The 24087-nt window shown below is 67.6% G+C and carries 21 protein-coding genes and 1 pseudogene; 7 read left to right on the forward strand and 15 right to left on the reverse strand.

Annotation, left to right across the window (positions count from 1 at the left end; all coding sequences use genetic code 11):
* The 4 genes from ACLP9N_RS08030 to rimP all read right to left on the reverse strand — a co-directional run.
* The coding region (locus tag ACLP9N_RS08030; RefSeq protein WP_442406891.1) for a translation initiation factor IF-2 N-terminal domain-containing protein at positions 1 to 699 on the reverse strand (699 nt) is incomplete at its 3' end.
* Between the two features lie 63 nt (positions 700 to 762).
* Entirely contained in the window at positions 763 to 1020 is a 258-nt protein-coding gene (locus ACLP9N_RS08035; protein WP_442406892.1) for a YlxR family protein, read from the reverse strand.
* A gap of 204 nt (positions 1021 to 1224) precedes the next feature.
* A complete protein-coding gene (gene nusA, locus ACLP9N_RS08040) occupies positions 1225 to 2280 on the reverse strand; it encodes a transcription termination factor NusA (protein ID WP_442406893.1) in 1056 nt (351 codons plus the stop codon).
* Positions 2277 to 2813 (reverse strand): ribosome maturation factor RimP, encoded by a 537-nt coding sequence (gene rimP, locus ACLP9N_RS08045; protein WP_442406894.1) that lies wholly within the window; start codon positions 2811 to 2813, stop codon positions 2277 to 2279. The genes nusA and rimP overlap by 4 nt, the downstream gene beginning before the upstream one ends.
* Positions 2814 to 3030: 217 nt before the next feature.
* Here rimP and ACLP9N_RS08050 point away from each other — a divergent pair, with 217 nt between their 5' ends.
* Together ACLP9N_RS08050 and ACLP9N_RS08055 are read left to right on the forward strand one after the other, a co-directional pair.
* Positions 3031 to 3573 carry a hypothetical protein gene (locus ACLP9N_RS08050; protein WP_442406895.1) on the forward strand — a complete coding sequence of 181 codons (543 nt, stop codon included), beginning with the start codon at positions 3031 to 3033 and terminating at the stop codon, positions 3571 to 3573.
* Positions 3570 to 4016, forward strand: coding sequence for a ferritin-like domain-containing protein (locus ACLP9N_RS08055; RefSeq protein WP_442406896.1), 447 nt, complete (start codon positions 3570 to 3572; stop codon positions 4014 to 4016). Before ACLP9N_RS08050 ends, ACLP9N_RS08055 begins: the two co-directional genes overlap by 4 nt.
* A 23-nt stretch (positions 4017 to 4039) precedes the next feature.
* Here the strand turns inward: ACLP9N_RS08055 and ACLP9N_RS08060 are convergent, their stop codons facing one another.
* The 10 genes and pseudogenes from ACLP9N_RS08060 to mqo all read right to left on the reverse strand — a co-directional run bounded on the left by ACLP9N_RS08060 (position 4040) and on the right by mqo (position 18437).
* On the reverse strand, positions 4040 to 5677 hold the full coding sequence (locus ACLP9N_RS08060) for a PPE family protein (RefSeq protein ID WP_442406897.1): 1638 nt from the start codon (positions 5675 to 5677) through the stop codon (positions 4040 to 4042).
* Positions 5678 to 5990: 313 nt separating this feature from the next.
* Positions 5991 to 7483, reverse strand: a pseudogene (locus tag ACLP9N_RS08065) (PE family protein).
* Positions 7484 to 7610: 127 nt separating this feature from the next.
* Positions 7611 to 9359 (reverse strand): proline--tRNA ligase, encoded by a 1749-nt coding sequence (locus tag ACLP9N_RS08070; protein WP_442406898.1) that lies wholly within the window; start codon positions 9357 to 9359, stop codon positions 7611 to 7613.
* Between the two features lie 110 nt (positions 9360 to 9469).
* Positions 9470 to 11062, reverse strand: a complete 1593-nt coding sequence (locus ACLP9N_RS08075; RefSeq protein WP_442406899.1) for an MFS transporter — start codon at positions 11060 to 11062, stop codon at positions 9470 to 9472.
* Between the two features lie 22 nt (positions 11063 to 11084).
* Positions 11085 to 12320 carry a uroporphyrinogen-III C-methyltransferase gene (gene cobA, locus ACLP9N_RS08080; protein ID WP_442406900.1) on the reverse strand — a complete coding sequence of 412 codons (1236 nt, stop codon included), beginning with the start codon at positions 12318 to 12320 and terminating at the stop codon, positions 11085 to 11087.
* Positions 12317 to 13690, reverse strand: coding sequence for a cobyrinate a,c-diamide synthase (locus ACLP9N_RS08085; RefSeq protein WP_442406901.1), 1374 nt, complete (start codon positions 13688 to 13690; stop codon positions 12317 to 12319). The genes cobA and ACLP9N_RS08085 overlap by 4 nt, the downstream gene beginning before the upstream one ends.
* Before the next feature lie 142 nt (positions 13691 to 13832).
* Positions 13833 to 14456 carry a cob(I)yrinic acid a,c-diamide adenosyltransferase gene (cobO, locus tag ACLP9N_RS08090; protein WP_442406902.1) on the reverse strand — a complete coding sequence of 208 codons (624 nt, stop codon included), beginning with the start codon at positions 14454 to 14456 and terminating at the stop codon, positions 13833 to 13835.
* Between the two features lie 19 nt (positions 14457 to 14475).
* Entirely contained in the window at positions 14476 to 16371 is a 1896-nt protein-coding gene (locus tag ACLP9N_RS08095) for a magnesium chelatase subunit D family protein (protein ID WP_442406903.1), read from the reverse strand.
* A complete protein-coding gene (locus tag ACLP9N_RS08100) occupies positions 16368 to 16838 on the reverse strand; it encodes a GNAT family N-acetyltransferase (RefSeq protein ID WP_442406904.1) in 471 nt (156 codons plus the stop codon). Before ACLP9N_RS08100 ends, ACLP9N_RS08095 begins: the two co-directional genes overlap by 4 nt.
* Positions 16839 to 16940: 102 nt before the next feature.
* Positions 16941 to 18437, reverse strand: a complete 1497-nt coding sequence (mqo, locus tag ACLP9N_RS08105; protein WP_442406905.1) for a malate dehydrogenase (quinone) — start codon at positions 18435 to 18437, stop codon at positions 16941 to 16943.
* A gap of 94 nt (positions 18438 to 18531) precedes the next feature.
* Here mqo and ACLP9N_RS08110 point away from each other — a divergent pair, with 94 nt between their 5' ends.
* Both ACLP9N_RS08110 and mtr read left to right on the forward strand, forming a co-directional pair.
* Positions 18532 to 19566 (forward strand): alpha/beta hydrolase, encoded by a 1035-nt coding sequence (locus ACLP9N_RS08110; RefSeq protein WP_442406906.1) that lies wholly within the window; start codon positions 18532 to 18534, stop codon positions 19564 to 19566.
* 13 nt (positions 19567 to 19579) lie between these two features.
* Positions 19580 to 20959, forward strand: coding sequence for a mycothione reductase (gene mtr, locus ACLP9N_RS08115; RefSeq protein WP_442406907.1), 1380 nt, complete (start codon positions 19580 to 19582; stop codon positions 20957 to 20959).
* 2 nt (positions 20960 to 20961) lie between these two features.
* Here mtr and ACLP9N_RS08120 read toward each other — a convergent pair whose 3' ends face one another.
* Positions 20962 to 21426, reverse strand: coding sequence for a Fur family transcriptional regulator (locus ACLP9N_RS08120; protein WP_442406908.1), 465 nt, complete (start codon positions 21424 to 21426; stop codon positions 20962 to 20964).
* Positions 21427 to 21508: 82 nt separating this feature from the next.
* Between ACLP9N_RS08120 and ACLP9N_RS08125 the strand changes: the two genes are divergently transcribed.
* The 3 genes from ACLP9N_RS08125 (at position 21509) to hypB (ending at position 23814) form a co-directional block, all read left to right on the forward strand.
* On the forward strand, positions 21509 to 22621 hold the full coding sequence (locus ACLP9N_RS08125) for a HoxN/HupN/NixA family nickel/cobalt transporter (RefSeq protein ID WP_442406911.1): 1113 nt from the start codon (positions 21509 to 21511) through the stop codon (positions 22619 to 22621).
* Positions 22622 to 22704: 83 nt separating this feature from the next.
* Positions 22705 to 23040, forward strand: coding sequence for a hydrogenase maturation nickel metallochaperone HypA (locus tag ACLP9N_RS08130; RefSeq protein WP_442406909.1), 336 nt, complete (start codon positions 22705 to 22707; stop codon positions 23038 to 23040).
* A gap of 12 nt (positions 23041 to 23052) precedes the next feature.
* Positions 23053 to 23814: a hydrogenase nickel incorporation protein HypB gene (gene hypB / locus ACLP9N_RS08135; protein ID WP_442406910.1), complete on the forward strand. Its 762-nt coding sequence runs from the start codon at positions 23053 to 23055 to the stop codon at positions 23812 to 23814.
* The last annotated feature ends 273 nt before the right edge of the window (positions 23815 to 24087 follow it).

Raw genomic sequence — 24087 nt, forward strand, 5'->3', positions numbered from 1 at the left:
GGCGGGCCCGCCGGCACCACCGGGACGGGGCGGCATGCTGCCGGGCGAAGCGCCCGGACGGGGCGCCCCTGGCCTGGCGGCCCCGGGGCGGGGCGCCGGCGGGCGCGGGATGGGCCGGTCGACCGGTTGCGCCGACGAGAACGGGTTGTTGCCGACGCGCGGGGGGCGCATCCCCGGCTTGGGCATAGGTCCTGGAGGCCCGGGACGCGGGCCGGGAGTCATACCGGGAGGGGGCCCGCTATGAGGGGAGGCCTGAGCGGGCGGCTGTCCCGGGGTGGGCCCGGGGGTGGGCGGCGCCGGCCGTGTGGGCGACGGCACCGACGTGGGCGCCTGGGGGGAAGCCGGGGCGGCGGGCGCGGTTGCGACTGAGCCGGTGCCAGGGGTCTGTCCCGGAATCCCAGCCTGCGCGCCGGTCGCCTCGCCGTTGCCGGAGGCCTTGGGGATCGCATTGTCGAGAGCCTTGTCGAGCGACTTCTCCAGGCCTTGGTTAGCGGATTTGTCGGCGACTTTGGCCGGGCCCTTGGCGGGTGCCGGTTTGCTGCCGCCGAACGATTCGCGCAACCGGCGGGCGACGGGCGCCTCTACCGTCGACGATGCGGACTTGACGAATTCGCCCTGTTCATTCAGCCGGGCGAGAACTTCCTTGCTGGTAACACCGAGTTCCTTGGCTAACTCGTGTACGCGGGCCTTACCTGCCACTACATCTCCTGTCTAAGAGGCGACAGTCGTGGGCCGCGCCTCGGGTTTAGCTATGACGCATTGTCATCGGGACTTCACGGTGTGCTCATGTTCTTTGCTACCTGTTCTGTTGCCGGGGAGATCGGGCACACCGAGAAGCTCGATGTGCTCGACCACCGCGGATGTATCCGGTGAGCCGGCGATGCGCAGCGCTTTGGTGAAAGCTCGCCGCCGAATCGCCTGCTGCACGCAGTGCGGCACGGGATGCAGCCACGCACCCCGCCCCGGAAGGCTACGCGCTGCATCAACGATCGCGGCGAAATCGCCGTTCCCGTTCGACACAGCCACCACTCGAAGCAGTTCGACGGCCAGCTCTCGCTTTCGGCACCCGACACACGTCCGCACCGGTCCATCGGTGTTTCGGTGCGCCCATGTGTCGGGGGCCGAAGGCTCGCGCTGGATCACGGCTCAGTCTAGCGTCACTTGACCGATGGTCAGAATCAGCCCGGAGGCGGCCGTCACCGGGCAATCCGCGACTTCAATGCCTCAGCGGTCGTGTGCCATCCCGTGGCTGGCTCCGTGGTCGGGCTGGTTCTCGGAGTGCGCCTCGGAACTAGTCGCCGCATCGCCGCGAATGTCGATGCGCCACCCGGTGAGCCGGGCGGCCAGCCGCGCGTTCTGACCCTCCTTGCCGATCGCCAGCGACAACTGAAAATCGGGTACCACCACGCGGGCGGCTCGGGCGGTCTCGTCGATCACCGACACCGAGACCACTTTCGCCGGCGACAACGCGTTGGCGACGAAGCGGGCCGGGTCCTCGTCGTAGTCGATGATGTCGATCTTCTCCCCGGACAGCTCGCTCATCACGTTGCGCACCCGCTGCCCCATCGGGCCGATGCAGGCGCCCTTGGCGTTCAGCCCGGGCACGTTCGACCGCACCGCGATCTTGGAGCGATGGCCGGCCTCCCGGGCCACCGCGACGATTTCCACCGACCCCTCGGCGATCTCCGGCACCTCCAGCGAGAACAGCTTGCGCACCAGGTTGGGGTGGGTGCGCGACAACGTGATCAGCGGCTCACGGGATCCGCGCGTCACACCGACCACATAGCACCGCACCCGGTTGCCGTGTTCGTAGCTCTCGCCGGGCACCTGTTCAGCGGCCGGGATGACCCCTTCGGAGGCCTTGGTCTCGCTGCCGATCCGGACGACGACCAGCCCGCGGGCGTTGGCCCGGCTGTCACGCTGAATGACGCCCGCGACGATCTCGCCCTCGCGGGTGGAGAACTCGCCGTAGGTGCGCTCGTTCTCGGCGTCGCGGAACCGCTGCAGCATCACCTGACGTGCGGTGGTAGCGGCGATCCGCCCGAAACCCTCGGGAGTGTCATCCCACTCGCTGATGACGTTGCCGTCCTCGTCTACCTCGCGGGCGATCACCCGAACGACACCGGTCTTGCGGTCGATCTCGATTAGCGCGTCGATCTGGTGACCTTGGGTGTGCCGGTAGGCGGTCAGCAGCGCGGACTTGATCGTTTCGAGCAACTCGTTGACCGAGATTCCCCGATCGACCTCGATCGCATGCAGCGCGGCCATGTCGATGTTCATACTCCGGCCTCCGTCCCACCGACCTGACCCGCCAGTTCCAACTCCGCTTGTGCCGGCGGCGAAAACTCAACCTGGACAACAGCTTTCACAATTCCCGCGAGGGGGATCTCGCGCATCGTCCAGTTCCGGCCGTCGCGGACCACCAGTGCGACCCCGTCTCCGCGCGTCTCTCCGACTCGACCGGTCAGCTGTGATCCATCGGCCAGCGACAGCTCGACTTTGCGGCCACGGGCGCGGCGAAAGTGCTTCTCACTGGTCAGCGGGCGCTCCACGCCGGGCGAACTCACCTCAAGGACATAGCGGTCGGCTATGACATCCGGGCTATCCAGACCGTCCAGCAACGTCGACGCCGAGCGCGAGAGCGTGGCGATCGTGTCCAGGTCCAGCGCGGTGTCACCGTCGGCGATCACGGTAATGCGCGGCGGGCGGGCTCGCGGGTCGATGACCACGTCTTCGATCTCGTAACCGGCGCGCGCGAACTCTTCACCGAGTAGCTCGATTACCTGCGTCTGCGTAGGTAGCCCGGTGGTCAAGGCGAGCTCCTCATCTTGAGTTGTCCGGTCAGCAGGTCTGCTTTCGGCGCCCGCCGGTACGCACCCCCTCGTGTTCCGCGAGAACCAGCTATCAACGATACGCCTCAGAACCGCGATTAACGCCGTGATCGGCCTTTACGTCACCTGTCAAGGTGGCGGCATCGTGCCGACTCGTGCCTACCGGCGTCGGCGCGGGTCCTGATGGCAGGATGTTGCTGTGCCCAGCGCAGTACCTGTCATCAGCAGGCGGGGTGTGCTCGCTGGTGGTGCCGCCCTCGCTGTGCTCGGGGTGGGCGTGTCCGCATGCAGCCAGTCACCGCCCAAGCCCCCGGCGGCCGAGGACCTGCTCGGGCCCCGGGATCAGGCCTGGCGTGACAGTACGCTCGCCTCCGCCGCCGCCACGCCCATCGGCTTGGCGCCGCAGATCGCGGCCGCGCTCACCGTGGTGGCCACGCAACGTGCCGCACATGCGCGGGCGCTGTCTACGGAGATCTCCCGGGTCGCCAACAAGCTGACATCCTCGACGAGCGAAACGGCCAGCTCCAGTCCCAGCCCAACGGGCGCGGCGGCGCCACCACCGCCACCGCCGCCGCCACCACCGGTATCCGATGTGATCGATGCGTTGCGCGCCTCGGCCGAGAGCGCCGGTCGCCTGGCGGCCACGTCGTCGGGCTACCGGGCGGGGCTGCTCGCCTCCATCGCCGCCTCCTGCACCGCGTCGTACACGGTCGCGCTGGTGCCCGGGGGGCCGTCGATATGACCACCGGCAAGGACGCGGACAATGCGGCACTGAGCGACGCGCTGGCAATCGAATACTCGACCATCTACGGCTACGGCATCGTGTCCGCGTTGTCGCCTCCCAGCGTCAACGACCTGGTGTTGCAGGCGCTGCTGCAACATCGTCAACGCCGCGACGACGTCATCGCGATGCTGGCCGCCCGCAAGGTCACTCCCCCGGTCGCTGCCGCGGGCTACCAGCTGCCGATGCTGGTCGGCAGCCCGGCCGACGCGGCGCGCCTCGCGGTGCGGATGGAAAACGACGGTGCGACGGCCTGGCGAGCGGTCGTCGAGCACGCCGAGACGGCGGACGACCGCGCGTTCGGCGCGACGGCCCTGACCCAGAGCGCCGTCATGGCCGCTCGATGGAACCGGACACTGGGCGCTTGGCCCATCACCACGACGTTCCCGGGCGGCAACGAATAGCGGGGTATAGCGGGGAATAGCGGTTAGATACCGAGTTCCTGCTCGATCTGCGGGAGATAGCCGAAGCCGTCCGGGCTGAGCAGAATCCAGTCGTGAATTTCGCCAGTTCGGAGCACGAAGCCGAACGGGGCTCCTTGGGTTGCGGCGTTTTCATCGAGGACAACCACGTCGGGTCCGAGTGAATCCAGGGAGCCCGAGTAGACGGACGTCGGCGGGAGTCCCTTGAGCGACCCATACAGCGGGCTCACCAGATAGTCGTTCTCCGGAAGACCGCCTGCCCACTCCTTGCCGATCTGTTGCCCGGGCCCAACGGGGAGCAGGGGATCGTGGACGAATGCAATGTTCGGATTGTTCAGCGCCACATTCAGCCAGGGAGACAGCAAAACCATTGACGCCGGTACGGCTTCGTTGTTGGCCACCAGGTATTCGACGGCCGATAGCGCGAGGGTGCCGCCGGCGGAGTCACCGTACACGCTGACGTTGGAGGCCCCGTGTGCAGCGATTTCCGAGGAGATGAGGCCGGCCATTTCGGGTACCACCACGCCGGCGGTGCCTCCTTGCTGCAGCAACGGGTAGATCGGCACTTCGATGGTCGCGCCGGTCTGGTAAGCCATGTGGGTGTAATCGAACCAGTGGAAAATCGAGGGCGGGAAGATAAAGGCGCCACCGTGCATGGCGACCACGTAGTGGCCGTCAGGATGGGCCGGGGTGATCTGCACGACGCTCATCCCGTCATATGTTGTCTGCTGGACCGTTTCTCCGAACAGCAACGGCAAGAATTTTGGCGGGGTGTTGCCGATAAACAGCTTTATCGGCGGGACGTTGCTGGCAAACAGCGCTAAAAGTGGGGAACTGGGGTTTGCGAGTTGATTGTCGATAAAGGGCTCCACAAAATCCTTTACCACCCACAGCCCGGCGACTTCGATTCTGTTTGGCAGTGACGGCGCGCCGACGAAAACCGGATTGAGCGTGGCAGGGGCCGGCAGGGAGGGCCCGGTCCCGAAAATGTCGATGACGATTTTGTTGACGAATCCGTTGGCCGCGGTACTCGCCGCTGTAGCGGTCTGCCGAACTTCCTGCGGCACAAGGGCAGCCGCGTCGGCGATGGCCTTGGCGCCCTGGCTTGATAGCCCGGGCAGATTTTGCAGCGGCTGCTCCCAGGACGCCAACTGCGCGACCGCCTCCGCAACATCCATGTGATACCCGCTCATCACGGCGACATCATGAGCCCACATCTGCTCATAGGCAGCCTCGGCGGCCGCGATCGAAGGGGCGTTCTGACCGAACAGGTTCGAGCGCACCAGCGACAACAGCTGGCTGCGGTTGGTCGCTATCGAAGCGGGGTCGACGACCGTTGCCAGAGCTGCCTCGAAGGCGGAGGCCGCCGCCCGGGCCTGAGCTGCTGACTGTTCGGCTTGCGCGGCCGCCTTTCCCAGCCAGCCCACATACGGGGTGATGGCGTTCGTCATCGACGCCGACGACGGGCCTTGCCAGGCCTCGGCCGCCAGTTCGGAGATCACGGAGCTGAATGCGTTTGCCGCTGAGCCCAACTCAGTGCCGATACCGTCCCAGGCCGCCGCCGCCTCCAACATGGGCGCCGAACCCGGCCCATCGACCAGCAGCCCCGAGTTGACCTCGGGCGGCCACACTGAAAAGTTCATCACTGCTCCCTTCTCAATCAGCCCTTTACGGCTCGATCAGCCTTTAGCGGCTCCTGCCCAGCGAGAAACGACCGACGACAGAGAAATGACGGCGATCGGTGAAACCCGATTGCCCACGCCAGCCAGTCCCGAAACCCACGGCCGGTATCACGGCAAAAGTGGATGGCCACTGGCGCCTTGCGTCACCACGCTGCAACCGACAAGCGTGAGCTTGTCGAGACATTCGTGGTTCGCCCCCTTGCGCCACGGGTCAGACGATAATGCGATGCCGGCCGATCGCCGGATGTTTCGCCATTTTCGTCCTGCCCAGGCGTCAGCCCGGTGGGCCCGTTTCGCCGTGTTTGCCGAACAGCTTCCCGCCGGTGCCGCCGTCACCGCCTGACCCCGGGGTCCCGGGACCACCGCCACCGGCCCCGCCGTCACCGCCGTTGCCGATCAGGACGGCGTCGCCGCCGCTACCACCGTTGCCGCCGTGACCGTTGATGGTGCCGGACCCGCCTGCCCCGCCGGACCCGCCGGCCCCGCCGGCGCCGATCAGCATCGCGCCGGCGGGCCCGTTGCCGCCGGCGCCGCCAGCCCCAAAGCTTCCGATCCCGCCGATCCCGCCGGCCCCACCGGCGCCGCCGTTACCGCCGGTGGCGCCGGCACCACCTACGGCATTGCCAAACCCGCCCTGCCCGCCGGTCCCACCGGCTCCGCCGACGCCCGATCAGCCGGGCGTCGCCGCCGTTACCTCCCGCGCCTCCCAGACCGCCGGACGTGGACCCGCCGATTCCGCCAGCACCCCCGGCCCCACCATTGCCGTACAGCATCCCGCCGTCGCCGCCATGACAACCGATGCCTCCCTTTGCCGCGGGGGATCCACCCAGCCCACCGTTCCCGCCGGCCCCGCCGGTGCCGATCAGCCCGGCGGCGCCGCCGAACCCGCCGTTCCCGCCGGCCGCGCCGGTCCCGCCGTTGCCGATTAGCCCGCCGTGTCCGCCCTCGGCGCCGGCACTGCCGGCCCCACCGGGGCCGGGGCTCGTGGGACGGCGCCCTCGCCGCCGGCCCCGCCGTTGCCGCCGTTGCCGTGCAGCAGCCCGCCGTTACCTGCGTGACCGCCGGGATTGCCGTTCGCCCCGCTGAAGATCGGGGCGTCGCCGCCGTTGCCGCCGTTGCCGCCGTTCCCGCCGTTGCCGATCAACCCGGCGTTGCCGCCGTTGCCGCCCGGCCCGGGGTGGTTGAGCGCGGCGGGGCTGCCGCCGTTGCCGCCGTTGCCCATCAGCAGCCCGCCGGTGCCGCCGTTACCGCTGGCCCCGCCGTTGCCGATCAGCCCGGCGTTTCCGCCACTGGTCCCTGCCTGTCCGGCGGTGGTGCCGCTATAACCGTTGCCGCCGTTACCGAACAACAGCCCGCCGGGCCCGCCGGGCACCCCCGGCGTGGTGCTCTTGGTGCCGTTGCCGATCAGCGGGCGCCCAAGCAGCGCCTGCGCGGGTGCATTGACGGCGTTGAGCGCATCCTGCTGCACGGCCTGTAGAGGAAAAGCGTTGGCGGCCTCGCTGCTCGCATACGCCGCCGCGCCCGCGCGCAAAGCCCCACGAACTGTTCGTGAAACGCCGCGGCCTGGGCGCTCAGCGCCCGATAGCCCTGCGCATGCGCGCCGAACAACGCCGCGATCTGAGCCGACACCTCGTCGGCGCCCGCGGCCAGCACCCCGACCGTCGGGGCTGCCGCCGCATTGTTGGCCGCGCTGATTGTCGAACCGATATCGACCAAATCCGACGCCGCCGTCGTCACCAGTTCCGGGACCGCGATTACAAACGACATGAGCTGCCTCCCGCCAAACGGGGGCCGGGTGTTTGCCCGGTCGTCATCGGTCTGCTCGACGGCAACTCATAGCGTAGCCCGATCAGGGCAGGGTGTTGGAAGCTTGCAGCAACTTTCGCCGGTGGCGCTAACCCGTGACCGCCGTCGTGATATCGGTTGCCAGTGCGCTGCCGACAGCCAGCTCGCGAGTCTGCGAGCCGAATCGGTCGCGCAGCTCGACCACGCCGTCGGCCCAGCCCCGGCCCACCACGACGATCCAGGGCACGCCCAGCAGCTCTGCGTCCTTGAACTTGACGCCGGGCGATGCCTGGCGGTCGTCGAGTAGCACCTCGACACCCAACCGATCCAGGTCTGCCGCCAGTGCGGTGGCCCCGGCCCGGGCCTCGGGGTCTTTGTTGGCGATCACCAGGTGGACGTGGAACGGCGCGATCGCCGACGGCCAGCGCAGACCCAGCTCGTCATGGTGCTGCTCGGCGATGACGGCCACCAGCCGCGACACCCCGAGGCCGTAGGAGCCCATGGTCAGCCGCACCGGCTTACCGTCCTCGCCGAGCACGTCGGCGGAAAAGGCATCGGTGTATTTGCGACCGAGCTGGAAGATGTGCCCGACCTCGATACCACGGGCCGACACCAGCGGACCGGCACCGTCGGGAGACGGATCACCGTCACGCACCTCGGCGGCCTCGATGGCGCCGTCGGCGCTGAAGTCCCGGCCGGCCACCAGTCCCACGACGTGCCGGCCGGGCTCGTCGGCCCCGGTGATCCAGCTGGTGCCGTCCACCACCCGCGGGTCGACAAGATAGCGAACGTCGTTGTCGTGCAACGCCTTCGGCCCGATATATCCCTTGACCAGAAACGGGTACTTGGCGAAGTCGTCGTCACCGAGCAGCGCGTATTCGGCCGGTTCCAGCGCCGCGCCCAGCCGCTTCTCGTCAACCTCACGGTCCCCCGGCAGCCCGATCGCCAACAGCTCCCAGTCCCCGCCGGGCTGACGGACCTTGAGCAGGACGTTTTTGAGTGTGTCGGCGGCCGTGACGGTGCGGCCCAGTCCAGCCTCGTTGGCCCAGTCCACCAGGGTGGCGATCGTCGGGGTGTCGCCGGTGTCGTGGACCACCGCCTCGGGCAGCCCGTCGATGGGACGCGCCTCGGGGCGGGCGGTGACGACGGCCTCGACGTTGGCCGCGTAGCCCGACTCCAGGCAGCGCACGAAGGTGTCCTCACCGACCGGGCTTTCGGCCAGAAACTCCTCGGAGGCGCTGCCGCCCATTGCTCCCGACACCGCCGAGACGATGACGTAGCGCACCTTGAGCTTCTCGAAGATGCGCTGATAGGCCTCACGATGCGCGTGGTAGGCGGCTTTCAGCCCGGCGTCGTCGATGTCGAAGGAGTAGGAATCCTTCATCACGAACTCACGGACGCGCAGGATGCCCGCGCGCGGCCGCGCCTCGTCCCGGTATTTGTTCTGGATCTGGAAGAGCAGTAGCGGGAAATCCTTGTAGGAACTGTATTCGCCCTTGACGGTCAGGGTGAAGAGTTCCTCATGTGTCGGGCCCAACAGGTAGTCGTTGCCGCGGCGGTCTTTAAGCCGAAACACGCTGTCGCCGTACTCGGTCCACCGGTTCGTCGTCTCGTACGGCGCACGCGGCAGCAGGGCGGGAAACAGGATCTCCTGCCCGCCAATGGCGTTCATCTCGTCGCGCACTACGCGTTCGATGTTGCGCAGCACCCGCAGCCCCAGCGGCAGCCAGCTGTACAGCCCGGGCGCGACGGGCCGGATGTACCCGGCCCGGATCAGCAGTTTGTGGCTGGGCACCTCGGCGTCGGCCGGATCATCACGCAGGGTGCGCAGGAACAGCTGGGACATCCGGGTGATCACAGCGCGCAAGCCTAGATGGCGATCGCAAGCGCGGCGGAGCCGGGCGCAGCGGGTCGCCATCAGACAAGCCCCGGTTGCTTATAGACACGCCGCCAACGCGGCGCTGGGAGCTAGATCTCCCCGGCGTCGATCGCTTCCTTGACTTCCTGCGCGTGGGCAACCTGCTCCGGGGTGTAGCCGATGAACAGCGCCATACAGCCGACGAGGACGGCCGCTCCGGCCACCCACAGCAGGCCGTAGGTGTAGCCGTGGTCGAGCGCGTTCAACTGGGCGTCGTTCATGAACTTCACCGGGCCAGTGGTACCGCCCAGGTACAGCGTGCGCGAGGTGATCACGGCCTGGATGACGGCCAGCACCAGCGGCCCGCCCAGGCTCTGCAGCATCAGCGTCATCGCCGATATCGGGCCGATCTGGTCGAAACCGACACCAGCGATCGCCGACAGCGTCAGCGGCACGACGACCATGCCGATACCGATGCCACCGATGACGATCGGCATGACCAGGTTGGGGAAGTAGGACACGCCACGGTGCATGAACATCGAGCCGTACAGCATGGCGCCCAGCAACAGCCATCCACCGCCGATCGTCAGGACCCGAGGCGAAAACCGTGAGACCAGCTGCGAGGAGACGCCCAGGCCGATACCCATCGCGATGACGAACGGGATGAAGCCAACGCCCGCGCGCAGCGCGCTGTAACCCAGGATGTCCTGCACATACAGGCCGATGCAGACGGTCAGGCTGAACATGACGCCGCCAGCCAGCAGGATCGCCGCGAACGTGGCCAGCCGGTTGCGATCGCGGAACAAGTCGAACGGCACAACGGGGTTTTCGGCGGTGCGCTCCACGATGATGAAGGCGATTGCGGCCCCCAGCGCCACCACGCCCGAGCCGATGGTGGTCAACGAGACCCAGCCCTTTTCGGGACCCACCGAGAAGGCGAAGACGGCAGCGGTGCAGGCCAGCGTGGCCAGAATGGCCCCGGTGGCGTCGAGCTTCATCCGCTCCCTGTTGGTCTCGCGCAGCGCGGTACGGGCGAGGTAGATCATCACCAGGCCGATTGGCACGTTGACCAGGAACGCCAGCCGCCAGGAGAACTCGGTCAGCGCCCCGCCGACCACCAGACCCATCACCGAACCGATCGCGGTCATCGCGGCGAACACCGCCGTCGCGGCGTTGCGCGCCGGACCCTTGGGGAAGGTCGTTGCGACCAGCGCCAGGCCGGTCGGTGACGCGATGGCCGACCCGACGCCCTGCGACAGCCGGGCGATGACCAACGTCACCTCGTCCCAGGCCACCGCGCACAGCACCGAGGAGATGGTGAACAGGGTAACGCCGACGATGAAGGTGCGTTTGCGCCCGATGGTGTCGCCAAGGCGGCCGCCGAGCAGCATCAGCCCGCCGAACGTCAGCACGTACGCGGTGATGACCCAGCTACGGCCCGCGTCGGACAGGCTGAGCTCGTTCTGAATCTTAGGAAGCGCGACGATGGCGACGGTGCTGTCCATGGTTGCCAGCAGCTGCATGCCGCCGATCGCGATAACCGCGGCGATGAAGCGGCGCGACGGCAGCCACGTGGGGTAATACCTGCTCGTACGTTCTGAGGCGGTCTCCGCCGGTCGCGACGTGCGCTCCGAGGCCGGACGATCCGGGCGCGCAGAGGTCCAGTTCTGGGCCGCGCGCTCTGTGTCGTTGAGAGCCGTCATGACGAGTTACCTTACAGTAATCTTAAGGATTCTTTAAACGCCGAACGCCGCTCAGGCCTACCACGGGCCCGATCACGATGATCGCGGGAGGTCGAATTCCTTCCTCGCGGATCTTCTCCGGCGCGTCGGCAAGGGTGGCCCGCAAACTGTGTTGCGCGGGCGTCGTCCCGTGTTGAACCACCAGCACCGGCGTATCCGCAGGTCGGCCGCCTTTAATCAGGACATCCGCGAAAAGTTCGATGCGCTCGACCGCCATCAGCAAAACAATGGTGCCTGCCATTGCAGCCAAAGCATTCCAATTCACTAACGATTCTGGATGGTCGGGCGCGAGATGTCCGCTGACCACCACAAACTCGTGATTTACGGCCCGATGCGTGACGGGAACGCCCGCCGCAGCGGGCACAGCTATGGCACTGGTCACACCTGGCACCACGGTCACCGGGATGCCGGCGGCGGCGCACGCCAGCACTTCCTCGTAGCCGCGGGCGAAGACGAACGGGTCCCCGCCCTTGAGGCGGACCACAAAGCTGCCGGATCGGGCCCGCTGGATCATCACCTGGTTGATCGCGTCCTGCGCCATGGCCCGGCCGTACGGGATCTTGGCGGCGTCGATCACCTCCACGTGTGGCGGCAACTCGGCGAGCAGTTCGGGTGGCGCCAGCCGGTCGGCCACCACGACGTCGGCCTGGGCCAGCAGACGGCGGCCGCGGACAGTGATGAGCTCGGGATCGCCGGGGCCCCCGCCGATCAGGGCGACCCCGCCGCGCACAACGTCGGAGCTCACTGAGCTCACGGAGATTTCGGGGGTGATGGCCCCCGTCTGCAACGCCTCGCGGATGGCCGACCGGATCGCCGCTGAACGACGGTGCTCCCCGCCGGCCAGCACGCCTACCGACAACCCCGCGTAGGTGAACGACGCGGGCGTCACCGCCGTGCCCTCGACGGCGATGTCGGCGCGGACGCAGAAGATCCGGCGGCGTTCGGCCTCGGTGACGACGGCCGCGTTGACGTGCGCATCGTCGGTGGCCGCGATCGCGTACCAGGCACCGTCGAGATCGCCGTCGCGGTATTCCCGCACCGTCAGGGTGATTTCGTCCATCGCCTCGACGGCGGGGGTGGCGGTGCGAGAGATGACGTGCACATCTGCGCCGCTGGAGATCAGTAGGGGTAACCGACGCTGCGCGACCGTGCCGCCGCCGACCACGACGACCTTTTTGCCGGCCAGCCGCAACCCAACCAGGTAGGGGTTCTCGGTCACCGGGCAAGCCTATGGTGCGTGGCGGCGTGTGCGACAAAGCGCGCCACCGCTTCCGGCGCCGCGGCAGGATGGGTGTGCAGATACGACGCGTGCACGCCGGCGTGCACGACACCGTCTCGCACCGCGTCTATGTCCTCACCGCCGTACACCCAAGCCGGCTGGTAGCTATCGGCGAATGTGACTGCGGTTCGGTGGAATTCGTGTCCTACCGCTCGCTGGCCGGCGGAATACAACACCGATTCAGCGACTGCGACGGCGTCGCGATAGGCCAACGTGAGCTGCGGGGTGAACCGCGCGGAACCGGCCAGCACCCCACACATGGGATGTCCGTCGAGCTCGGAGACCAGGTAGATCAGTCCGGCGCATTCGGCATGTATCGGCGCCCCTGCCGCGGCGAGTTCCTTGATCTGCCGGCGGACGACATCGTTGCCGGACAGCTCGGCGGCGAACTGCTCGGGAAAACCGCCCGGTAGCAATACCGCGTCCGTGCCGTCGGGCAACCGGTCGGTGAGCGGATCGAACTCGGCCACTTCAGCGCCGGCGGCCCGCAGCAGCTCGGCGTGTTCGGCATAGCCGAAGCTGAATGCCTTCCCGCTGGCCATGGCGACGGTGGCACACGCCCCCTCCCCGGTGGCCGCGGCGGGATCCCACGGCGGGTCGCCGGAGCCGCCCCCGGCTGCGGCGACCACCGCGGCCAGGTCGACGTGTCGAGCCACCAGGGCCGTCATCGCCGCCACCGCGGACGTGGCGCGCCGGCCGTACTCGACCGCGGTGACAAGGCCCAGATACCTTGTCGGCAGCTCTAATTCAGCCGTGCGTGGAATGGCGCCCAGCACCGGGACGCCGACCTGCTCGCAGGCCTGCCGCAGCACGTGCTCGTGTCTGGCCGATCCGACTCGGTTGAGGATCACACCGACGACCCTGGTTGCGGTGTCGAACGTGGAAAAGCCGTGCAGCAGTGCGGCGATGCTGTGACTCTGGCCGCGTGCGTCGACCACCAGGAGCACCGGAGCTCCGAGCAGACCGGCCACCTGCGCGGTGGACCCCGCCGCCGGGGATGCTGCGGCCGGTCCGATGCGCCCGTCGAAAAGGCCCATCACGCCTTCCACCACGGCAATGTCCGCGCCGCGCGCGCCGTGGACATACAACGGGCCAATGAGGTGCTCCCCCGCCAATACCGGATCGAGGTTGCGGCCGGGCCGGCCCGCGGCCAGCGAGTGATAACCGGGGTCGATAAAGTCCGGGCCCACCTTGAACGGCGCCACCGTATGCCCCGCCTGCCGCAGCGCTCCGATCAAACCCGTTGCGACCGTGGTCTTTCCGCTGCCCGACGCGGGCGCGGCGACAACGATCGCGGGGACTCGGGTCACTTTATGACCCAATGCCGCGAGCGTGCACAGAATGACACGCCACGCGGCGTGTCAGCGTGCGGACACGCTCCCCCGCAAGCGGGAGGTGCCCCCAGCTCGCGGGTGGGAGGTGCGCCCAGCTCGCGGGATGACGGGGCCACACTCACCATTCGATGCCCTTCTGGCCCTTACGTCCTTCGTCCATCGGGTGTTTGACCTTGGTCATCTCGGTCACCAGATCGGCGGCCTCGACCAGCCGCGGCGGGGCGTCGCGTCCGGTGATCACCACATGCTGGTGACCCGGCCGGGCCACCAACGCGTCCACCACGTCGTCGACGTCGAGCCAGCCCCACTTGAGCGGATAGGTGAATTCGTCCAGCACATAGAAGTCGTGGCGCTGCGTGGCCAGCCGCCGCGCGATCTCCGCCCAGCCCTCGGCTGCCGCCGCCGCGTGATCGGACTCGCCACCTCCCTTACGTGACGCACGTATCCAGGACCAGCCCGCGCCCATCTTGTGCCATTCGACGGCGCCACCGACGCCATGCTGGTCGTGCAACTGGCCGAGTTGGCGGAAGGCCGCCTCCTCGCCTACTTTCCACTTGGCGCTCTTGACGAATTGGAATACCCCGACATCGAGGCCAATGTTCCAGGCCCGCAACGCCATTCCGAATGCCGCCGTCGACTTGCCCTTGCCGTCGCCGGTGTGCACCGCCAGCACCGGCGCATTGCGCCGGGCACGGGTGGTCAGGCCGTCATCGGGCACTTGCAGCGGACGACCCTGTGGCATAAGCGCTTACCCTTCCGGCTCAGGCCGCGCTGCGCACGGCCCGCGTCAGGCAATCAGCGTGCAACTGCTCCAGTCGCACGGTCGGGGCGCCGAGCTGGCGAGCCAACTGCCCGGCCAGCCCCAGGCGCACATACGACGTCTCGCAGTCCACCACCACCGCGGCTGCGCGCTCGGCGACCAGCCGTGCCGCCGCTATCCGGCTGCGGCCCAAAGGGTCCGGCCCGGCGGTCGCCCGCCCGTCGGTGAGCACCACCACAAGGGGCCGTCGGGCCCGGTCACGCACCCTTTCCCGGACTATCAGCTCACGCGCCGCCAGCAGGCCCTCGGCGAGCGGCGTCTTGCCGCCCGTGTCGAACCGGGCCAGCCTCCGCCCCGCGATGTGCGCCGACGACGTCGGCGGAAGCAACAGCCGAGCCTCGTGGCCGCGGAACGTGATGACCGCGACCTTGTCGCGCCGCTGGTAGGCGTCGCGCAGCAGCGACAGGGTGGCGCCGCTGACGGCGGCCACGCGGTCGCGTGCGGCCATCGAACCGGAAGCGTCGACGACAAAGATCACCAGGTTGCCCTCGCGTCCCTCGCGAACCGCGCGGCGTAGGTCGTCGGGCTGTGGCCGCAGCGGCCCGGCACCGGCACGCTCGGCCGCCGACAGCAGGGTGGCGAACAGGTGCAGTCCATGCGCGCCCGGATCGCTGCCGTCGGTGGCGGTCACCACCCGGCCGGAGACGTTGCGGGCCCGCGACCGTCGCCCCGGCGCACCCTCGCCGACCCCCGGGACGGTCAGCGCTCGGGTGCGGAAGGTCTCGGACGGCGGCGCGCTGGGTTTCGGTGACGATCGCGAGCGCGGCGAAGCCGGGCGCGGCGGGTCGTCGCCCATTGGGCTCAGCGGCTGCGGCTTGCCGGCTGAGTGCGAGTTCGGTTGCGATGCAGGGTCATTAGCCCGCTGACCGCCTCCCGGCGGGTCGGGGTCGGGCTCCGGCTCGGTACCGGCTTGCGCCAGTGCGTCGTCCAGCTGATCGCGGTCGAGGCCGGGATCGTCGAAGGGGTGTCGGCGCCGCCGATGCGGCAATGCCAACTCGGCCGCCACCCGGATGTCCTGCTCCTCGACGGACAGCGCGCCGCGCCAGGCCGCGTGGGCGGCGGCGGTGCGGGCCACCACCAGATCGGCCCGCATCCCGTCGACGTCAAACGTCGCGCACAGTGCGGCGATGCGGCGTAACTCGTTGTCCGGCAACACCACATCGTCGACCAGTTCCCGCGCGTCGGCTATCCGCCGGGCCAGCTCGGCGTCGGCTTCGGCATGGCGCTCGGCGAACCCGTCCGGGTCGGCCTCATAGGCCATCCGCTGCCGGATCACAGCCATCCGCACGTCGATATCACGCGACGCGTGCACCTCGACGGTGAGACCGAACCGGTCCAGCAGCTGCGGACGCAGTTCGCCCTCCTCGGGATTCATCGTCCCGATCAGCACGAACCGGGCCTCGTGCGAATGGGAGATGCCGTCGCGCTCGATATGCACCCGTCCCATCGCGGCGGCGTCGAGCAGCACGTCGACCAGGTGATCGTGCAGCAGGTTGACCTCGTCGACGTAGAGCACGCCGCCATGGGCACGAGCCAGCAGCCCAGGGGAAAACGCATGCTCACCGTCGCGCAGCACCCGCTGCAGGTCCAGTGAACCGATCACCCGGTCCTCGGTGGCGCCCAACGGCATTTCGACCAGGCCGGCGCCCGCATCTGCCGGGTCGCGTCCCGACGCGGCTGCCAGTAGCGCGGCGAGCCCGCGCACGGCCGTCGACTTGGCGGTGCCATTCTCGCCGCGGATGAGCGCCCCGCCGATCTCCGGGCGCACCGCACACAGCAGCAGCGCGAGCCGCAGTTGGTCTTGTCCGACGATCGCGCTGAACGGATACGGCCTCACGGTTGCTCCGCCAGACCGGACCCGGGCCGCAGCATCGGCACATGCGGAACGCCGTCGTCGACGAAATCGTCACCATCGCGGACGAATCCGAACTGGGAGTACATGTCGGCCAGATAGGTCTGCGCGTTGATCCGGCATGGGTAGTCGCCCACCTCGGCCAGGGCGGCACGCAGCAACCGGGTCGTGTGGCCCTGGCCGCGCGCGCTGCGCTTGGTGCACAGCCGCCCGATCCGGAACGCCTTTTCGCCCCCGGCGTGCTCCTCCATCAACCGCAGCGTGCAGATCACCTCGCCGTCGGGCCTTTCCAGCCAGAAGTGCCGGGTTTCGGCGAGCAGGTCGCGCCCGTCCAGTTCGGGATACGGGATGGCCTGTTCAACGACGAAGACCTCTACTCTCAGCTTGAGCAGCTCGTAAAGGGCTCGGGCGTCAAGGTCTTTGGCCCATGCGCGGCGCAAAGCTTCTGTCATTGGCGCCGCTCCTCCTCATCGCTTCGCTCTGCATCGTCGCCGGCGGGTGTCATTGGCGCCGCTCCTCCTCATCGCTTCGCTCCGCATCGTCGCCGGCGCGTGTCATGAGACGGCCTCCAGCTGCAGTACCTTAGTTCCCCAGGACCACACCTCGTCATACAGCGCGGGTTCGCGAGACAGCTCGGCCCCCAGCGATGGCACCATCTCTTTGAGCGTGGGCAGCCAGGATTGATATCGGTTGGCCCACCTCGTTTTGAAGCACCGCTGTAGCACGTCGAGCATGATCGGCACGGCGGTCGATGCCCCCGGGGACCCGCCCAGCAGTCCGGCGATGCTGCCGTCGGCCGAGTTCACCACGGTCGTGCTGAATTCGAGCACACCGCCTGTGCGCCTGTCTCGCCGGATCACCTGCACTCGCTGACCGGCCACCGTGGGCTCCCAGTCCGAATCGACTGCGCTAGGAGCGAATTCGCGCAACGTGCGGACGCGGTCGGGTTCGGAGAGCCGCAGCTGACCGATCAGATAGTTCAGCAGCGTCAGCTGAGTGACGCCGACGCCCAGCATTGCGAGCAGGTTGTCCGGTTTGACCGACCGGGGCAGATCGGTGACGTGCCCGTGCTTCAAAAACTTGGGTGACCAGCCGGCGTACGGCCCGAACACCAACCACGCCTTGCCGTTGACGAACCGCAGGTCCAGATGCAGCGCCCCAAGCGGCGGAGCACCCGGCGCGGGGACGCCGTACACCTTGGCCCGGTGAGCGGCGGTCAGCGCCGGGTCGTCGGTACGCAGGAAGCGGCCGCCGATCGGGAACCCGGCGAACCCTTTGACCTCGGCGATGCCGGACTTCTGCAACAGCGGCAGGGCGTCACCACCGGCCCCGACAAAGACGAATTTGGCGTTCAGCTTGCGCTTTTCGCCGGTGCGGCGATTGCGCACCGTCAGCGTCCAGCTGCCGTCGGGCTGACGGGACAGGTTGCGGACCTCGTGACCGAGCAGCGCGGTGGTGCCGTTGCGCACGCAAAAGCCGATGAGTTGCCGCGACAACGCACCGAAGTCGACGTCAGTCCCGTCGGCGGCCCAGTTGAGCGCGACAGGCTCGGCGAAGTCGCGTTTGGCGGCCATGAACGGGAGACGGCGGGCGAACTCGGCCGGGTCGTCGATCAATTCGGTGCGGGCGAACAGCGGGTTGTGGGCCAGCGCCCGCTGCCGCCGTCGCAGGTAATCGACGCCCTGGGCTCCGTGGACGAAACTCACGTGCGGGACCGCGTTGAGGAAATTGCGTACGTCGGTCAGGATGCCGCTCTCTGCGGCGTACGCCCAGAATTGGCGGGTGACCTGGAATTGCTCGTTGATGACCACCGCTTTGGTGATGTCGATCGATCCATCCGGGAGTTGCGGGGTGTAGTTCATTTCGCACAGCGCGGAGTGCCCGGTGCCGGCGTTGTTCCAGGGGCTGCTGCTTTCGGCGGCAACGGCGTCTAGCCGCTCGATCAGGGTGATGGACCAGTCGGGCTCCAGCCGCCGCAGCAACGCGCCGAGCGTGGCGCTCATGATGCCCGCGCCCACTAGCACGACGTCGGCTCTGGCTAACCCTGACACCCTCGTGGTCCTTCCCCGCAGCTGTGTGCCGGTCCCCCAGGTTATCGCGACGGGTGTGGCGGGCGGCGCCGTGACCACGCTCTAAGCTGACCTGGTGACTGGCTGGGTGCCCGACGTCCTGCCCGGCTACTGGCAGTGCACGATCCCACTCGGGCCCGATCCGGACGGTGAGGGCGACATAGTCGCCACCCTGGTCCGCCGTGGGGAGGCCGAGAACGCCACCGGGCGAGCGCATGCGGTCTTGGCGGTGCACGGCTACACCGACTACTTCTTCCACACCGAGCTGGCCGATCACTTCGCGGACCGCGGCTTCACCTTCTACGCGCTGGACCTGCGCAAGTGCGGCCGGTCGCGACAGGCCAGCCAAACGCCGCACTTCACCACCGACCTCGCCCGCTACGACGCCGAACTCGAACGCGCCCTGGCGGTCATCGGCGAGCAGGCTTCCTCCCCGAGCATCCTGGTGTATGGCCACTCCGCCGGCGGGCTGATCGTGTCGCTGTGGCTGGACCGGTTACGTCGACGCGGTGCTGCCGCCGCTGGGGCCGGCGCGGGGGTGTCCGGCCTGGTGCTCAACAGCCCGTTCCTGGACCTGCACGGCCCGGCGATCCTGCGGGCGGGCGTGACGGGGGCGACTATCGCCGCGCTGTCGCGACTGCGCACCAAAGGGGTGGCCCGGGGAACGAGTAAGGGCGGATACGGCTCCAGCCTGCACCGGGACTACCACGGGGACTTCGACTACAACCTGCAATGGAAACCGCTGGGCGGCTTTCCGATCACCTTCGGCTGGCTGCATGCGGTGCGGCGCGGCCAGACCCGGCTGCATCGCGGACTCGATGTCGGAGTGCCCAACCTGATCCTGCGGTCGGATCGCAGCGTGCGCGAAACCGCCGATCCTAGCTCCCTGCAACGCGGCGACGCGGTGCTCGACGTCACCCAGATCGCCCGGTGGGCCGGCTGTATCGGCAACCGCAGCACCATCGTTCCGGTGCCAGACGCCAAACACGATGTCTTCCTGTCGCTGCCGCAGCCGCGCCAGATCGCTTATCGCCGACTGGACCGCTGGCTGGACGAATACCTGAAGACTCGCGACAACACCGACGCCCCGGCATCGCCGGGGAAAGGCTGAGGAGCCCACTACGATGGAAACCTACGACATCGCGATTATCGGAACCGGTTCGGGCAACTGCATTCTCGATGAGCGTTATGCCGCCAAACGGGCCGCGATCTGCGAGCAGGGCACCTTCGGCGGTACCTGCCTCAACGTCGGATGCATCCCGACGAAGATGTTCGTCTACGCCGCCGATGTCGCCGAGACGATTCGCGCCGCAACGCGGTACGGCGTCGACGCGCACATCGACGGTGTGCGTTGGCACGACATCGTCTCGCGGGTCTTCGGGCGCATCGACCCGATCGCCTTGTCCGGCGAGGACTATCGCCGCTCGGCCCCCAATATCGACGTGTACGCCCAACACACCCGTTTGGGACCGGTTCAGGCCGACGGGCGGTATCTGCTGCGCACCGACGCCGGTGAAGAGTTCACCGCCGATCAGGTGGTGATCGCGGCGGGCTCGCGGCCGATGATCCCGCCGGCCATCCTCGCGTCCGGCGTCGCCTATCACACCAGCGACACCATCATGCGTATCACCGGACTGCCCGAACGGCTGACGATCATCGGAAGCGGTTTCGTCGCAGCGGAATTCGCCCATGTCTTCTCCGCGCTGGGCGTGCGGGTCACCCTGGTGATCCGGGGCGGCACAATGTTGCGGCATTACGACGACACCATCTGCGAACGGTTCACCCGCAGCGCGTCGAGGAAATGGGACCTGCGCACGCACCGCAACGTCGTCAGCGCCGCGAACCGCGGCTCTGGCGTCACGCTGGAGCTCGACGATGGTTCCACGCTGGATGCCGACCTGCTACTGGTGGCCACCGGCCGGGTGTCCAATGCCGATCGGCTGGATGCCGAGCAGGCCGGAGTCGATGTCGAGGACGGCCGGGTGGTGGTCGACGAATACCAACGCACCTCCGCGCGTGGGGTTTTCGCACTCGGTGACGTCTCGTCGCCGTATCAGCTCAAGCACGTCGCCAACCACGAGGCCCGCGTCGTGCAACACAATCTGCGCTGCGACTGGGACGACACCGAGTCGATGACCGTCACCGACCACCGGTACGTACCGTCGGCGGTGTTCACCGACCCCCAGCTGGCAACCGTCGGATTGACCGAAAACCATGCCGTGGCAAAGGGCTTCGATATCTCGGTCAAGATCCAGGACTACGGCGACGTCGCGTACGGCTGGGCGATGGAGGACACCACCGGGATCGTCAAGCTCGTCGCCGAGCGCGGCACCGGGCGCCTGTTGGGCGCGCACATCATGGGCTACCAGGCGTCGTCGATCATCCAGCCCTTGATCCAGGCGATGAGCTTCGGGTTGACCGCCCCGCAAATGGCCCGCGGCCAGTACTGGATTCACCCGGCGCTGCCCGAGGTGGTGGAAAACGCGCTACTGGACCTGCGGTGACGTCAGCGCTCCTGGCACTGCGGGCATAAACCGCGCAGCGTCAAGCCGGCCCGCTCCGACAGCGCGAAGGAACTGCCCGCCATCGCGTGTTCTAGCGCCGAGCTCAGCTGCCGCGCGGGCACCTCGATGATCGAGCCGCATTGGGTACAGACCGCGTGGTGATGGGGAGCGATTGCCAGCCCGTAGGTAGTGACACCGTCGTCGAGGGTCAACGCGTGCAGCACACCCTGGCCCACCAGGGTGGTCACCGTGCGGTAGATGGTCGCCAGGTCGGGCGGCTGGGCGCCGGCTGGCACCGACGCGCGCAGCCGCTGGTGGATCTCGGCCACCGGCAAGTGCCCGTTGACCGGCTCGAGCACCGCAAGCACCTGGATCCGCGACGCCATCCGTCGCAGCCCGCGGGCGCGCAGAAAGTCACCGATCCGTTCCGTGACGGCCGGATCCAGGGCCGACAGCTTTGACGTCACCCGTTCAGTCTCCCGCCAGCCACCCGGGATTGCCAGTGCCGAACAGCACGCCCGGCGTGAACGGTTCCTGCAAGTCAGTTGCATCGAACGCAGGCACGAACCTACAGTCGGGACTGTGTGGTCTCGGCTGCGCAACACCCTGTCGCCCGCGGAGTGGTCGCGCCTGGCACTCATGCTGGCGGTGATCGTCGCGCTACACCTTCTCGGCTGGGTCACCCTGGTGTACATCGTGGAGCCAGCACGGCTTAGCTTGGGCGGCAAGGCATTTGGCATTGGCGTTGGGCTGACGGCCTACACCCTGGGCCTGCGGCACGCCTTCGACGCCGACCACATCGCCGCCATCGACAACACCACCCGCAAGCTGATGAGCGACGGGGAGCGCCCCCTTGCCACCGGATTCTTCTTCTCGCTGGGCCACTCGACGGTGGTGTTCGGGCTGGCGCTGCTGCTGGCGACCGGGGTCAGGGCCATCATCGGGCCGGTCGAGGACGATTCCTCACAGCTGCACCACTACACCGGCCTGATCGGCACCAGCGTCTCGGGCGTGTTCCTGTATCTGATCGCCATCCTCAACGTCATCGTCCTGGTCGGCATCCTGCGGGTGTTCGCCCGGCTGCGTCGCGGCCACTACGACGAATCCGAACTCGAACAACAGTTGCAAAACCGCGGATTGCTCAACCGGTTTCTCGGCCGCTTCACCAAATCGGTCACCAAGTCATGGCACATGTATCCGGTTGGATTGCTGTTCGGACTGGGTTTCGACACCGCGACCGAGATCGCGCTACTGGTCCTGGCCGGCACCAGCGCGGCGGCCGGGCTGCCGTGGTACGCCATCCTTTGTCTGCCCGTGCTGTTCACCGCGGGCATGTGCCTACTCGACACCGTCGACGGCTCGTTCATGAACTTCGCCTACGGCTGGGCCTTCTCCAACCCGGTGCGCAAGATCTACTACAACATCACCATCACCGGGCTGTCGGTGGCCGTCGCGCTACTCATCGGCAGCATCGAACTGCTCGGACTGTTCGCCGGCCAACTCGGCTGGCGGGGCCCGTTCTGGGACTGGCTTGGCCGCCTGGACCTCAACGCCGTCGGCTTCGTCGTCGTCGGGATGTTCGTCGTCACCTGGGCCATCGCCCTGCTGGTCTGGCGCTACGGCCACATCGAAGAGAAGTGGACCCCGGCGGCCGAAAACTAACACCGCTTACCACCGCGGCGACCCGGGTGTAGAAACGTTTCATGGGCCGCCTTAACCGTGCGCCGTCGGGCCGGTGACCAGCGATGCATGAGCTGTCGCTGTGCGAAGCGATCGCTGGTGTGGTCAAAACGCATGCCGATGGCCGCCACGTCGACGTCGTCCGGGTCCGGATCGGCGCTCTTCGTCAGGTGGTACCCGAATCGCTGTCGTTCTGCTGGACACTCGTCCGGGATTCCGAGGATATGCCCGACGCGGAGCTGGAACTAGAGTGCGTCGGCGCCGAGGTGCGCTGCCGGTCGTGCGGTGAGCAGTCAGAGATCACGTCGGCCTGGTCGATCTGGTGTCCGCGGTGCGACAGCTCCGATGTCGAGGTGCTGCGCGGCGACGAATTCCTGGTGACGTCGTTGGACGTCTCATGAAAGGTGTTGACGATGGGTAGGTTTCATCGGCACGACGACGGAACCGTGCACACCCACGAGCACGATCACGATCCACATCAGCAAGACCATGGGGACCACAGTCGCTACCAGACGGGCAGGCAGCGTATCGACGTGCTGGAGGCGATCTTCGCCGAGAATGACGTTCTCGCCGACGCCAACCGGGCAGCGTTCGAGAGCAACGGGGTCCGCACGCTCAACCTGATGAGCTCACCGGGGTCGGGAAAGACGACCGTGCTGCAGGCAACGCTGGACGAGCTCGCCGGCGAGTTCGCGATCGGAGTGATCGAAGGCGACATCGCCACCGACCTGGATGCGGCCAAGCTCAGCGGTCGCGGCGCCCAGGTGTCACTGCTCAACACCAGCAATGGTTTTGGCGGCGAATGCCATCTCGACGCACCCATGGTCAACCGCGCGCTACCGGGCCTCGACCTTCCCGCGCTGGACCTGGTGATCATCGAGAACGTCGGCAACCTGGTCTGCCCGGCGGAGTTCGACGTCGGCGAGCACGCCAAGGCGATGGTCTACTCAGTCACCGAAGGCGAGGACAAGCCCCTGAAGTATCCGGTGATGTTCAGATCGGTGGATGTCGTGCTGCTCAACAAGATTGACCTGGTGCCGCATTTGGACGTCGACGTCGACTCGTACATCGCGCATGTTCGCCAAGTCAATGCGACCGCAGCGATCCTGCCGGTCAGTGCGCGCACCGGAGCCGGCATGGGCGCCTGGTTCGGCTGGCTACGACGCTTCGCCTAAGATCTCGAAGCCTGAATCGTTTGAGACTTTTGCGAATGATTTGCAAAAGGTTTGTACTCCAACCAAAACCGTCGATAGTGATTAGCCGGTCTTATCGGTTTGTGAAGTCGCGACCGAGTGCTCGAAATCCGTTGTTGCACAGCCGAAATAACCAAGTACGAAGACCTATGCAACACCCGTTCAGTTGCGCATAGACGGGGTACCGTTGACATCTGTTGAGGGCGGGAGTAGACCGAAAAAGAACGCTGCGCAAGTGGGCCGACGGTCGACTCC

This window comes from Mycobacterium sp. (assembly GCF_052144515.1).
In the GTDB taxonomy this organism is placed as follows: Bacteria; Actinomycetota; Actinomycetes; order Mycobacteriales; family Mycobacteriaceae; genus Mycobacterium.